The following is a 13,167-nucleotide window of genomic DNA, read 5'->3' as shown; positions in this document are numbered from 1 at the left end:
TATTTAATAACGAAAGAATTAACCCTGCAACACACTTACATCAGCTACAGCAGTAAACAAGTTACGTAACTGAGCCAATAATCGTAAACGGTTTGCTTTTAGTTCAGCATCATCTGCCATAACCATTACGCCATCAAAGAATGCATCAATCGGCGCGCGAAGTGCTGCAAGCTTAGAAAGAGCAGCCGTGTAGTCTTTTGCTGCAAGTAATGGTTCAACTACAGGAGTCACTGCTTGAAGCTCAGCAAATAATGCTTTTTCAGCATCTTCAACCAAGTTCGCTTCAACGACAGAACCTTCCGGTGCTGCTTCTTTTGCAAGAATATTGGCAACACGTTTGTTTGCAGCCGCAAGTGCAGCAGCTTCAGGTAATGTACGGAAGTGGTTAACAGCATTTACGCGCTTGTCAAAATCAAGTGGAGATTTTGGTGCAAGTGCTTGAACGGCTTGAAGTACGTCAACAGCAACGCCTTGGTCTTCATACTTAGCACGGTAACGACCTTCCAAGAACGCAACAGCATCAGCACGCGTCTTGTCGTGGTCTTTAACGATATCGCCATAACCTTGAAGTGCAAGATTAACCAGCTCTTCAATCGTTACATCTAATTCATTTTCAATGATTAAACGTAAGATACCAATTGCTGAACGACGAAGAGCAAACGGGTCTTTAGAACCTGTAGGCGCTTGCCCAATACCGAAAATACCAACCAGCGTATCTAAACGGTCAGCCAGAGCAATGGTTGTACCAGTTTTAGTCTTTGGTAAAACATCACCAGCAAATTTTGGTAAATATTGTTCACCTAAAGCTTCTGAAACTTCAGTGTTTTCACCTTCAATACGCGCGTAGTAAGTACCCGCAATACCTTGAAGTTCTGGGAATTCACCTACAAGCTCAGACGTTAAGTCGCATTTAGCAAGTAATGCCGCTTTTTCAGCATCTGCTGGATTTGCACCAGTGATTGAAGATAATGCAACAGCAAGTTTTGCAATACGTGTTGATTTGTCCCAAAGCGTACCAAGCTGTGCTTGGAATACCATGTTTGCTAATTTTTCTTTACGAGATGCAAGCGGTTGCTTTTGATCTTGTAAGAAGAAGAATTCAGCATCTGACAAACGAGGACGAACAACTTTTTCGTTACCTTCAATAATTTGAGTCGGGTCTTTAGACTCAATGTTTGAAACAGTAATGAAGTAAGGTTGTAATTTACCTTCTGCATTGATTAAACAGAAATACTTCTGGTTGTCTTGCATAGTGGTAATAAGTGCTTCTTGAGGAACAGCTAAGTAACGTTCTTCAAAACTTGCACGTAAAGCCACAGGCCATTCGACAAGGCTTGTTACTTCATCAAGTAAGTCAGCTGGAACAATCGCAGTTGCATTAACTTCATCAGCTAACTTTTTCACTTGTTCTTGAATGGTTGCTTGACGCTTTTCAAAGTTTGCAACGACGTAAGCTTTTTCTAACGCAGCTAAGTAGTCATTTGCATGTGCTAAAGGTACAGCTTCAGGTGCATGGAAGCGGTGACCATAAGTCACATTACCAGCTTTATGATCTTGAATAGTTGCGTCAACAATTTGATCGTCTTTGAGTAAAAGAACCCATTTCACTGGACGTACAAACTCGGTACGGCTTGCAGCAGAACGCATACGTTTTGCAATTGGCAAGTTGTCTAATGCAGTTTGTAAAATTTGTGGAAGTAAAGTATCAAGACTTTGACCTTTTACATCTTTTAAATAGCAAACTTTTTCAACTTTACCTGCTTGGAATGTAGAAAGCTGATCAACACTAATACCTTGACCACGCATAAAGCCTTCAAGTGCTTTAGTTGGTTTGCCTTCTGCATCGTAAGCCGCTTGAACAGCAGGGCCGTCAAAACGCTTTTGTGTATCTGCCTGAGCAGCATCGATATCAACAATTTTAAGTGCTAAACGACGTGGCGCTGCATAAGCTTCAATTGATGCGAAGTTTAAGCCCGCATCTTTTAAGCCTTTTACCGTTTCTGCCTGTAATGCATCACGTAAAGTTTTTAAGCTTTTTGGTGGAAGCTCTTCACAGCCAAGTTCGAATAAAACAGTATGTTTGCTCATTAGTTTTTCTCCGCCTTTGCTGCTTCACTTTCAGCTTGTGCTTTTAACTGTGCCAATACTTCATCACGTAAGTGTGGTTCTGCCATTGGGAAGCCAAGCTCTGCACGTGCTTGTACATAACTTTGTGCAATAGCACGCGCTAAAGTACGTACACGTAAAATGTAACGTTGACGTTCAGTTACAGAAATTGCGCCACGTGCATCAAGCAAGTTAAAGGTATGAGACGCTTTAACCACTTGCTCATAAGCAGGAAGAGAAAGTTTTGCTTCAATTAAACGGTTTGCTTCTGACTCGTAGAAATCAAACAGTTCAAATAGTTTTTCAACTGGAGCGTATTCAAAGTTATAAGTCGATTGCTCAACTTCATTTTGATGGAATACGTCGCCGTAAGTCACAGTACCAAATTGGCCTTTGGTCCAAACAAGGTCATAAACCGAGTCAACACCTTGAAGATACATGGCAAGACGTTCTAAACCGTAAGTGATTTCGCCTGTTACTGGGTAACATTCAACGCCACCCACTTGTTGGAAGTAAGTAAACTGAGTTACTTCCATACCGTTAAGCCAAACTTCCCAACCTAAGCCCCAAGCCCCAAGAGTTGGAGATTCCCAGTTGTCTTCTACGAAACGGATATCGTGAGTAAGCGTATCAATCCCGATTGCTTTTAAAGAATCAAGATATAGCTGTTGGATGTTGTCTGGGTTTGGCTTAAGTACCACTTGGAACTGGTAGTAGTGTTGCAAACGGTTCGGGTTTTCACCATAGCGGCCATCTTTTGGACGACGTGAAGGTTGAACGTATGCCGCGTTCCAAGTCTCAGGCCCTAAAGCACGTAAGAATGTTGCGGTGTGGAATGTTCCAGCGCCCATTTCCATGTCGTAAGGTTGTAATACGACGCAGCCTTGTTCGGCCCAGTAATTTTGTAGGGCAAGAATTAAACCCTGAAATGTATCAATATGCGAGATGGCGCGACTCATGTAGCATCCACGAATTTATGAGAAAAATTGCCCCTAAGTATAAGGATTTTATAGGGGAGTGGCAAAGGCTTAATCAAAGGAATGCATGATTAGCCTATTTGTTTTCGGCTTAGCCACTTCAAGCTTAACCAGTAGCAAAAGCTGGTAAATAAAATCATGAGATAAAAACTGTAGATCTTATAAATATGCCACCAAGGAGATGGGAATGATCCGACAAAAATCAAACGTGCAATAGGGCTAATCAAAATCCAGATTGCAGTTGCGCTGACGAAAATGCTCATCAGATTTAAACCATTTTTACGGGCAAGAAAATATGAAATGATATATGCGAAAGGAATAATCAGAACGCCATAAAAAAGTAAATAAAATAAGAAATGGGCTAGAAAAATAACTCCAATCGAATAAAAGCTAAATTCAGCATTTAATGTCATTACTCCTAAGGCAGATAAACTCAGCAATGGGATGGGCGCAAGCGCAAGTGCGCGAATAATCGTTTTTTTGTTATATTGAAGCATATTAAAAATTATAGAAATGAGAAGAAGTTATGTTGAAATTTTGCTGCAAACTCATTGTTTTATCCAGCCTTTTTTATAGTCCATGGCTATACGCACAAACCGAGCCTGATGAGCAAGATGAATACAGTCAATGCGTAGACCAGACTATTAAAGAAATGAAGCTTGAAAGCATTAATAACATGGTCGTGCATAGCTGTTCTGAACAAGCTAAAAAGACTTATGAGGAAAAAATTGTTGCTCTCATTGATCAAATTCGTGCACAAAGCGAAGAATACAAACAGCCAGAGCGTTACCAAAATATTTTAAAATCTCAGCGACTCTGGAAAGCTTATGTAGATCAAGAATGTAGTAATGCAGGTTCATACATTGGCTCACCGATGTATTCATATTGCCCAATGCAGGAGTATGCAAAGCGTGTAAAGCAATTAGAAGAATACGTTAATTAAGCCAGTTCAATTTAAACGTCACCTCATGACGCTGAGCGTACTTCACTGGATTAAATTTACGCATGCGAAATGATATTTTTTAAACGATGCCATAAATGAGTCGTTTGATATGTCTGATCGCATTCGAGAAAAACTACAAATTCTTGCTGATGCTGCTAAATATGATGTGTCTTGTTCATCAAGTGGCAGTGACCGTAAAAATAAAGATAAAGGTTTGGGAGATGCCAGTCATTCGGGGATTTGCCATAGCTATACTGAAGATGGCCGCTGTGTATCTCTCTTAAAAATTCTATTTAGTAATGTCTGTATTTTTGACTGTGCCTACTGTGTTTCACGCCGTTCTAATGACGTTCAGCGTGCAGCATTTACGGTGCAAGAGGTCGTAGACTTAACTATTAATTTTTACCGCCGTAATTATATCGAAGGCTTATTTTTAAGCTCGGGCATTTTTAAATCAGCCGATCATACGATGGAGCGTATGCTTCAAGTCGTGAAGAAATTGCGCCTTGAAGAAAATTTTAATGGTTATATTCATTTAAAAACCATACCCGGAGCATCGCCTGAACTAATTCATGAAGCAGGTTTATATGCTGACCGTATGAGTATTAATTTAGAGATGCCAACCGAGATTGGGCTAAAGACTTTTGCGCCAGAAAAATCACATCAGGAAGTACAAAAAGATTTAGGACTAGTCCGTGACAGACTCATTCAGCTTAAAGATGAACGTCAAATCATTAAGCATGTACCAAAATATGTACCAGCAGGGCAGACCACCCAAATGGTCGTAGGTGCTCATCAAGAGTCAGATCAAGATGTTTTGTTTATGGCAGACAAGCACTATAAAGAATTTAAACTCAAGCGCGTCTATTTTTCGGGTTATATCCCAATTAATACCGAAAATAATTACTTGCCAGCAGTTGGTTCTGCGCCGCCATTATTACGGGAAAACAGACTCTATCAAAGTGATTGGTTGATGCGTTTTTACGGTTTTGAAGTCAATGAAATCGTCAATGAAAAACATCCAAATTTGGATCTTGATGTAGACCCTAAACTAAGCTGGGCCTTAAGGCATCCTGAACAGTTTCCAGTAGATTTAAACCGTGCAGATTATCAAATGATTTTACGTGTGCCGGGTATAGGGGTGAAATCGGCCAAGAAAATTGTGCAGGCTCGTCGTTTTGGTAAAATCCATATCGATTTACTTAAAAAACTCGGTGTGGCTTACCAGCGTGCCAAATACTTTATTCGCTGTGAAGACAGTCCAAAATTCCAAAAAGAGTTATCTTCAGGGTACATTCGACAGCAGATTTTAACGCAGGGATCTTCTAAATATGTGCAGCAACTCTCGCCACAATTAAGTCTTGGGTTTTAGCCATGTTTAATGAGGAAGTCGCTTACTATTTTGATGGTTCAATGGTGGGGCTACTGAGTTGTGTGTTTCGTGCATTTCAGTTTAAAGAATTAAAGGTCAGACTCTGTTTAAATGATGCGGCTCAACATGGCTTATTTACCGATAAAATTGAGGTTGCAAATAACGAGCACCATGCTGAACGTGTTTGGTCTGCGCTACAAAACAAGCTTTTATCTTCTTCATTAAGACAATTTTATTTTGCCTATTTGTCTGAATCTTTAGATGCCTATCAACATTTATTTAACTACTGTATTTATGTGTTTACTAGCCATTCGTCTGTAGAAAAAGATTATTCAAATCCTAGTGTTTTAGCGATTGCACAGTGGACGAAAAAGGTGGGACGTGAGAAGCATCGAATGGAAGCTTTTATTCGTTTTAAAAAAACCAAAGATGAGCTTTTTTTAAGTTTAGTACGCCCAGATTTTAATGTTTTACCCCTTATTCAGCCACATTTTAAACGGCGTTATCAAGACCAACGCTGGCTGATTTATGACGAGCAACGTAAGTTTGGTATTTATTATGACTTAAGAGAAGTACATGAAGTTTCACTCGAAGCTTTTGACATTGACCGTAATTTAAAAAATGGAATGAGTCAAAGCTTTCAGCTTGAGCTAGATGAGCAAGAGGTCTTATATGATCAGCTTTGGAAAGATTATTTTGATAGCGTCAATATTACAGAACGCCAGAATATAAAACTTCACGTGCAGTATTTGCCAAAACGTTACTGGCGCTACTTAAATGAAAAAATGATGGAATATTAAAACCTTAAAATAGTAAGAATACCTTCAAGAAGTTCTCTGAACATTAAAAGATATAATTTAAATGCACTTTATGTGGCTTTGGGCGTATACTTTTGCCCGTTATAAATAACGGCATATCCCCAAAGGTGTACTGTGAGTGTTATACAGCCAGAATGGTTACAGATTTTAAAGCCAAATTTTAAGGTTTTACCACTAAAAGAACGGTTGCTTTGTGGCGTAGGAGCGCTATGTGGTTTAGCAATTTCTTCCTTAATTAGCTGGTATGTTCTTGGCGGAATTAATGCTTGGTACATTGCCCCAATGGGCGCTTCATCTGTTTTGTTGTTTGCTGTGCCGAACAGCCCATTGGCTCAACCGTGGAATATCATTGTTGGTAATACGCTAGCAGGTATTATTGGCGTTGCTTGTGCACAGTGGATTCCTGATTTAACTACGGCTTTTAGTGTGGCGGTAGGGCTTGCCATATTCCTAATGATGACCACCGACTCGTTACATCCACCGAGTGGAGCGGTTGCGATTACGGCTGTGCTGGGTGGTGCAGCCATCCATAAGTTAGGTTTTTATTTCGTTTTTTATCCGGTTTTACTCAACTCGTTACTTTTACTTGGTTTTGCTATTTTCTTTAATAAACTCATTGGGCGGCATTATCCAGTGACTGCGCATTTAAATGAACGTACTAAAGATCCAACACCTACCCAAAAGGTATCGATTCAGCCAAAAGATATTGAATACGCATTAGAGCATCACACTGAACTATTAGATATCAGCCAGTACGACTTAGAAAGAATCATTTTAGAAGCGCAAGAACATGCCAATGAACGCATGGTGAACCAATATATCTGTCAAGATATTATGAGCCGTGATGTGATTAAGTTGCATGAAGATGACGATATTCATCAAGCATTAGATAAATTTAAGCATGAAAATCTGATGAGTTTGCCTGTAGTGAATGCAGACAATCATTTGGTAGGGACCTTGGCTTTGTATGAAGTTGTAGAATGGTTTAAAGGCGCAGCTGATCCAAGAAACTCTTGGCAGCATTATGTAAAGCAGATTATGAGCCGTCGAGTGGTCACTGTATTACCAACCCAACCTATCCAAGATCTTGTGCCATATTTTGTTGAAAAGTCGTTTAACTACATTCCTGTGGTCAAGGAAAGTAAACTGATTGGAATAATTAGTCGTGCAGATATGATTGCGGCTTTACAGCAACAGTTAAATCGTAAGTTGTGATTTTCAGAATAAAAAAAGCTACGGTTGATTAGGGGATGCAACCGTAGCGACCAAAATAAACTAAGTTACTTAATGGATTTGTTCTTCTCGTACAGTACGAACAGGTTGTTGATAACCTTGGACTTGTTCAGGTTGTCTTTTTGGAATCACTAACCATAAAACCAAGTACACTAAAATTCCTGGGAAAGCCGCACTCATTACCGAAACCAACACGAAAATAATGCGTAATAAATTTGCGTTCCAACCAAAACGTTCAGCAATACCGCCCATTACACCGGCGATCATGCTTTGTCGGTTCGAGCGATATAAACCAGAATTGGCCATTTATTTCTCCTAAAATATATATAAGTTACAAGCAATCATTTATTCACTTGGTTAATAGAAATATGGAGTCAAAATTAATGAATTAAACCTTACTCAAACTAAAAATAGTTAAAATATGTAAACGATTTAAGGGAATGAAAGAAACATCAACTAAAATGCACTTTTTCAGGGCTAAAACTCTTTAATATGAGTAAATACGTCTTGGATTAAAGATAAACTTGTAACATTGCTGTCGTACTTAAATGATGTATATATCTTTGAAGCAGTCTGGTTTTGTAATAAAGCATTTAGGTTTGATGATTATCCTAGGTATAGGGTTAAGTGCCTGTGATGTAAACCATACGGAATCGAAAGATCATTCCCCTGTATCTACGACGGCTTCTAAGCATGAAAATAATTCAATAAAAAATAATTCGGCAGTAAAAACTTTAGATGATGTAGCCGGGCGGACTTTTCTACCGAATAATTCACAAGACCAAATACAGAAATTGTCAGGGACATCCTTACAATACGTTGGTCGCTACCATACGCGAATATCTTGTGCAGATACTTTTGCCGATTGTGAGAGCGGTGAAGCTGAATACATTTTAAATTTATTAGCGGACGGCTCTGCTTATTGGAACGTAATCCATTACGGGCGTATAGGTACTAAAGATGGTTCTAAAAGTGCTGCTGTAAATCAGTTGTGTCCTACTTTAACGTGGAAGGTAGATGACATAGAACATGATCTAATTATTCATTGTCCAACATCAGATGTGAATTTTTACTTTAATATCGATTCAGCACGACTATTATCTGTGAATGTAGAAAAACTCTTTTATAGTGATTATGGTAAAAATCGTGAGTTTCTAGAACAAAATTATTTTGTTCCTACAAAAGCTTATATCCTTAAAAAAGAATAGAGTTAATTTTAATATAATAAAAAAGAGCGCAATATAAATTGCGCTCTTTTAATTTCAGTATTTACAAGTCATTAGTAGTCGAAACTAAAGTGTTCAACAGGTAATGAAGTGAGTGTACGAGATGTGGTCACCATTGATTCTGCATGACCTTGAGCACGTGGTAGTAAACGGTCGAAGTAGAAATCAGCAACTTTAATTTTTGCTTTATAGAATTCAGGAGTTTCTTGACCATTACCAGCCTCTAATTTCTCAGAAGCGACAACTGCCTGTTGAGCCCAGAAGTAAGCCATCATGACATAGCCTGAGAACATCAAGAAATCGACAGAAGCAGAAGATACGATGTCGCGGTCTTTACGTGCAGCAAGCATGATACGAACTGTTAAGGTATTCCACTGCGCACAAAGCTTTGTTAAATCCCAAGCGAAACGACGTAAGTATTTATTACGAGCATGTGTAGCACAGAATTTTAAGATTTCAGCAGTATATTCACGAACCACTTTACCTTTTGAACTTAACAACACTTTACGACCAATCAAATCGAGTGCCTGAACGCCTGTTGTGCCTTCGTATAGGGTCGCAATACGTGCATCACGTGCGATTTGTTCCATACCCCATTCTTTAATATAACCATGGCCGCCGTAAACTTGCATGCCGTGATTCGCAGCTTCTAAACCAAGTTCAGTTAAGAAACCTTTTAAGATCGGTGTATAGAAGCCAAGTTTGTCATCGTAGTCTTCAAAAGCAGCTTGATCACCACGTGTTAAAGCGTCTGTCATTTTGTCAGCGATTTGAGCAGCGTAGTAAATCATTGAACGACCGCCTTCAGCGATTGCTTTTTGAGTTAAGAGCATACGACGTACGTCTGCATGGTGAATGATTGCATCCGCAACTTTGTCTGGATCTTTCTTACCAGAAAGCGCACGCATAGACATACGGTCTTTAGCATACGGTAGAGCACCTTGGAAAGATAACTCAGCATGTGCAATACCTTGAACAGCCGTACCAATACGTGCTGTATTCATGAAGGTAAACATGGCATGTAAACCTTTGTTTACTTCACCAATTAGGTAACCTGTTGCATTATCAAAATTCAACACAGCAGTTGCTGAAGCACGAATACCCATTTTGTGTTCGATTGAACCACAAGTTACTGTATTACGTTCACCAACACCGCCATCAGCTGTAGGCATAAATTTTGGTACGATGAATAATGAGATACCACGAGTACCCGCAGGTGCATCTGGAAGGCGAGCAAGCACGATGTGAATGATGTTTTCAGTTAAATCGTGTTCACCGGCAGAGATAAAGATTTTTGTACCCGTGATTTTGTAAGTACCGTCAGCTTGAGGTTCGGCTTTGGTTTTAACCTGACCTAAGTCTGTACCACATTGAGGTTCGGTTAAGCACATTGTGCCGCTCCATGTACCTTCAACAAGTTTAGGCATATATGTTTGCTTTTGCTCATCTGTACCGAATTGCAAAATAGTGTTCATACAACCTGAGCTTAAACCTGGGTACATGGTAAATGACCAGTTTGCAGTACCCATCATCTCTGATTTAATGAGGTTTAAAGACATTGGGAGGCCTTGACCACCAAATTCTTCTGGATAAGAAAGTCCTTGCCAACCACCCATTACAAATTGGTCATAAGCTTCTTTAAACCCTTTTGGTGTTTTAACTTCGCCGTTGTCAAAATGGCAACCTTCTTCATCACCAGACTGGTTAAGAGGTGACAATACGTTTTCACAATAATCTGCCGCACCTTCAAGAATCATATCTACTGTATCTGGATCTGCATTTTCACCGTTTGATAAAGTTTTGTAGTGAGCAGGGTAATCTAGTACTTCATTCATTAAGAAGCGGATATCGTGTAGGGGAGCTTTATATGCTGGCATGGCTTTAATCCTAATTTTGAATCATTGTGGGATTATCTGAATCGATGATTTGATTATTCACTCGCATGATAAAAATACAATGTTAATCACACTCGAAAAGAGTGTCAGAAAAGCGAATTTTGTCGAAAATAAATACACTGGAAATTATATTTTCTGATAAAGTCAGATCTTATACTTTTATGTGAAAAAACAACTAATTTTTTATTTTTAGCAAGTTTTGCTGAAAAGATAAAGCGATAAGGTTTTAAAAAAAGTTATGCATTTAAAATATCTCAGTTTATGTTTGTTTAGTTTGGGTTTGACGGCATGTGCACAGCATGGCGTACGTCCACAAGTGGCATCTGCGAATTTAGAGCAAAAAGCCATACAAAGTGTTAATGCGATGTATGAATACCCAAGTTATGATTATCGCGGAAACTTTAAAATCACGGTTGACCCGTCACAAACAAAACAAAATGTAAAAGCCGAGAACAAACCTAAACTTGATGCTGAATTACAAAAGAAAGTAGATCAATATTTACGTGAGCAAAAAGTTACTTTAAATAAAGCGCAGAAACAGACCTTATACGCAGCAATTGCGAATGAACAAGGCAGTTTGGGGCTTACTTCATCAGCACGTTCAGAAAAAGTTGATACCGTATTATTTAACTTATTAAATGATCTTCAGTTTAGTTATGACGGCTCAATTCATTATCGTCAAAAAATGGGTTCATTTAACCTGACTGCGAAATATGAAAAACCGACACTTTTGGTTCAGGCAAAATTGCCAATGGTGCTTGATCTAGAAAATTATAAATTTTACGTAAATTATTTTGGTTTGATGCCGTATTTAGTCAACAAAGAGAATCAAAATAATTTAGCTTATATCGATTTTTCAAAGTACAAAGACTTCTTTAAAAATGTCGATATGAAGAAGTTTATTGAATATGTTAAATCATCTAGTGCGGTCTCTTATCGTTTGGCTGACCCGCAAAACTTACAACGTGTATCTTTGACAGATACCGATCGTAAGGCTGGAGCCGTTGATAAAATTCGTTTGAAAACCACCATTGAAGAGTTGCTTTTAGAAGTTGAGCTGTATGGTCAGGTCAATGATAAATATTTGCAAAAAAGTGTGTTAGGTTTCGACAACCAAAAGATGGCTGAAAAGGTAGCAAACGAGCTCGCTGCCTCTGAGGCAAAAAAAGGTGCTCCGAATAAAGAAGAACAAAAGATTTCTTCTGATGATGCCGCTGCCGTGAGCCAACAACTTTATTCACTTGTTAATGCTCACTTTGGTCATACATCATCTTCTGAATATGGTGATGAAGAGGATACTTATACTCCTACTGCAAAAGAAGCCGTGGCTGCTGCCTCTGCTTCAACAGATGAAGATAGTGCCAGTGATGACGCTGCTGCAGATGGTGTACAAGATGCGCAAGGTGAAGATGCTGTAACCCTCACCGAAGATCAATGTATTGAATTAAAGTTACTGAAAAAACCAGTTGTTTTAGGTGATATTGATTATTGCCAAGTCTACGGTATAGATGTGCTTGATCAGAGCGCTGCAAGTGCTGAAAAAGTTCAAACCAAGTCTCGCCGAGACGCTTTAAAACAAACATTTGAAGCTTATAACCAAAACCAGTTTATCAATGATGAAGCATTCAAAGCTTTATGGTTAAAACATAAGACTGAGATTGAACAAGCTTTACCGAAGCAAAGAAATCCAATCACGATTGATGTGGCTTTAGATGACAAAGGTCGTGCAGTCAACATGACTTATGATGTTGCTTATACGCCAGTTGAGTTTAAACACAGCTTTAATATTAAAGCTGATATGCAAATTTTAAACTACGGTAAAGCAACCTCAATTGATCAACATCAGCTTAAACAAGCCAAGTCTGTAGCTGAAGCAAGTAAAGGTTCTATGCTGGAAAACTTTATCAAAGGCTTTGGAGACAAACTGGGTCAAGGTGATGTTTTAGAACATCCAGTGGGCACGCATAGCGATGTACAAGATCTAGATACCAATCTAGCTGTACTTGCAGATAAAACCTATGATGCAACGCATGCTTATGACAAAACTTATAAAGCCGTATTCATTGCCAAATTGACTGCGGAAAAACCGTCGTATATTAAATATTACTCGGTTCAACAGTTACAAGAAATTGCTGAGGTTTATGCTTATTGGTTCTCAGATGAAGATACCTATAATCCTCAAGGTAAAGCTTTAGAACGTATTACTGCTTTACAGAAAAAACATCATCTTGAGCAAGATGAACAGTTTGACCATGAATTAGGCCGTGCTGTCGATCATGTTGTCATCACGACGATACAAGGTAAAACAGGTCGTGAAGCTTGGCAGAAGCTACAGAAGCAATATAAACAGCCAGCTCAATTGTTCTCAAAACAGTATCAGTTAGAATTTGAAAAACAAAATGGTGTTTCTGCTGAAGAAAAGCATTTGTTATCAGAAACGGCTGATATTTTAGGGAACGTTTATGTGGCCGCTCGTAAACAACAGCTCACGGAAAAAACAATTCAGAACTTAAAACCTGAACATAATGAATTTATTGATTATGAAATTTTCCGAGATGTTTATAAGCAAATGGTTGCTACTAAAAAATAGTAAATGA

The 13,167-nt window shown here is 38.8% G+C and carries 11 protein-coding genes; 6 read left to right on the top strand and 5 right to left on the bottom strand.

Annotated elements, in window-relative coordinates; all coding sequences use genetic code 11:
- Positions 1-18 precede the first annotated feature (18 nt).
- The 3 genes from glyS to ABLB96_RS00730 form a co-directional block, all read right to left on the bottom strand.
- Entirely contained in the window at positions 19-2,088 is a 2,070-nt protein-coding gene (glyS, locus tag ABLB96_RS00740) for a glycine--tRNA ligase subunit beta (protein ID WP_348895736.1), read from the bottom strand.
- Complete coding sequence (gene glyQ, locus ABLB96_RS00735) at positions 2,088-3,065, bottom strand: glycine--tRNA ligase subunit alpha (protein WP_002044989.1); 978 nt, start codon at positions 3,063-3,065, stop codon at positions 2,088-2,090. The genes glyS and glyQ overlap by 1 nt, the downstream gene beginning before the upstream one ends.
- An 89-nt stretch (positions 3,066-3,154) precedes the next feature.
- On the bottom strand, positions 3,155-3,580 hold the full coding sequence (locus tag ABLB96_RS00730; RefSeq protein ID WP_348895735.1) for a hypothetical protein: 426 nt from the start codon (positions 3,578-3,580) through the stop codon (positions 3,155-3,157).
- Positions 3,581-3,609: 29 nt separating this feature from the next.
- Here ABLB96_RS00730 and ABLB96_RS00725 point away from each other — a divergent pair, with 29 nt between their 5' ends.
- The 4 genes from ABLB96_RS00725 to ABLB96_RS00710 all read left to right on the top strand — a co-directional run bounded on the left by ABLB96_RS00725 (position 3,610) and on the right by ABLB96_RS00710 (position 7,431).
- A complete protein-coding gene (locus ABLB96_RS00725; protein ID WP_348895734.1) occupies positions 3,610-4,026 on the top strand; it encodes a lysozyme inhibitor LprI family protein in 417 nt (138 codons plus the stop codon).
- A 109-nt stretch (positions 4,027-4,135) separates the two neighbouring features.
- On the top strand, positions 4,136-5,398 hold the full coding sequence (locus tag ABLB96_RS00720; RefSeq protein WP_343568770.1) for a putative DNA modification/repair radical SAM protein: 1,263 nt from the start codon (positions 4,136-4,138) through the stop codon (positions 5,396-5,398).
- Between the two features lie 2 nt (positions 5,399-5,400).
- A complete protein-coding gene (locus ABLB96_RS00715; protein ID WP_348895733.1) occupies positions 5,401-6,198 on the top strand; it encodes a TIGR03915 family putative DNA repair protein in 798 nt (265 codons plus the stop codon).
- Between the two features lie 132 nt (positions 6,199-6,330).
- Positions 6,331-7,431 carry an HPP family protein gene (locus ABLB96_RS00710; protein ID WP_348895732.1) on the top strand — a complete coding sequence of 367 codons (1,101 nt, stop codon included), beginning with the start codon at positions 6,331-6,333 and terminating at the stop codon, positions 7,429-7,431.
- A 69-nt stretch (positions 7,432-7,500) separates the two neighbouring features.
- Here ABLB96_RS00710 and ABLB96_RS00705 read toward each other — a convergent pair whose 3' ends face one another.
- Entirely contained in the window at positions 7,501-7,755 is a 255-nt protein-coding gene (locus ABLB96_RS00705; protein ID WP_004705323.1) for a PspC domain-containing protein, read from the bottom strand.
- A 242-nt stretch (positions 7,756-7,997) separates the two neighbouring features.
- Between ABLB96_RS00705 and ABLB96_RS00700 the strand changes: the two genes are divergently transcribed.
- Positions 7,998-8,657, top strand: a complete 660-nt coding sequence (locus ABLB96_RS00700; RefSeq protein WP_348895731.1) for a hypothetical protein — start codon at positions 7,998-8,000, stop codon at positions 8,655-8,657.
- A 71-nt stretch (positions 8,658-8,728) separates the two neighbouring features.
- Here ABLB96_RS00700 and ABLB96_RS00695 read toward each other — a convergent pair whose 3' ends face one another.
- On the bottom strand, positions 8,729-10,552 hold the full coding sequence (locus tag ABLB96_RS00695) for an acyl-CoA dehydrogenase C-terminal domain-containing protein (protein WP_348895730.1): 1,824 nt from the start codon (positions 10,550-10,552) through the stop codon (positions 8,729-8,731).
- Between the two features lie 256 nt (positions 10,553-10,808).
- On the opposite strand from ABLB96_RS00695, the gene ABLB96_RS00690 reads away from it, so the two are divergent.
- Positions 10,809-13,160, top strand: a complete 2,352-nt coding sequence (locus ABLB96_RS00690) for a hypothetical protein (RefSeq protein WP_348895729.1) — start codon at positions 10,809-10,811, stop codon at positions 13,158-13,160.
- The last annotated feature ends 7 nt before the right edge of the window (positions 13,161-13,167 follow it).

The sequence above is a fragment of the Acinetobacter sp. XH1741 genome, assembly GCF_041021895.1.
Lineage (GTDB): Bacteria > Pseudomonadota > Gammaproteobacteria > Pseudomonadales > Moraxellaceae > Acinetobacter.
This window is presented reverse-complemented; position numbering and strand designations above follow the sequence as displayed.

Excerpts from the sequence above, each read along its gene's own strand:
- glyS (WP_348895736.1), bottom strand. The coding sequence starts at position 2,088 with ATGAGCAAACATACTGTTTTATTCGAACTTGGCTGTGAAGAGCTTCCA.
- glyQ (WP_002044989.1), bottom strand. The coding sequence starts at position 3,065 with ATGAGTCGCGCCATCTCGCATATTGATACATTTCAGGGTTTAATTCTT.
- ABLB96_RS00730 (WP_348895735.1), bottom strand. The coding sequence starts at position 3,580 with ATGCTTCAATATAACAAAAAAACGATTATTCGCGCACTTGCGCTTGCG.
- ABLB96_RS00725 (WP_348895734.1), top strand. The coding sequence starts at position 3,610 with ATGTTGAAATTTTGCTGCAAACTCATTGTTTTATCCAGCCTTTTTTAT.
- ABLB96_RS00720 (WP_343568770.1), top strand. The coding sequence starts at position 4,136 with ATGTCTGATCGCATTCGAGAAAAACTACAAATTCTTGCTGATGCTGCT.
- ABLB96_RS00715 (WP_348895733.1), top strand. The coding sequence starts at position 5,401 with ATGTTTAATGAGGAAGTCGCTTACTATTTTGATGGTTCAATGGTGGGG.
- ABLB96_RS00705 (WP_004705323.1), bottom strand. The coding sequence starts at position 7,755 with ATGGCCAATTCTGGTTTATATCGCTCGAACCGACAAAGCATGATCGCC.
- ABLB96_RS00700 (WP_348895731.1), top strand. The coding sequence starts at position 7,998 with ATGATGTATATATCTTTGAAGCAGTCTGGTTTTGTAATAAAGCATTTA.
- ABLB96_RS00695 (WP_348895730.1), bottom strand. The coding sequence starts at position 10,552 with ATGCCAGCATATAAAGCTCCCCTACACGATATCCGCTTCTTAATGAAT.
- ABLB96_RS00690 (WP_348895729.1), top strand. The coding sequence starts at position 10,809 with ATGCATTTAAAATATCTCAGTTTATGTTTGTTTAGTTTGGGTTTGACG.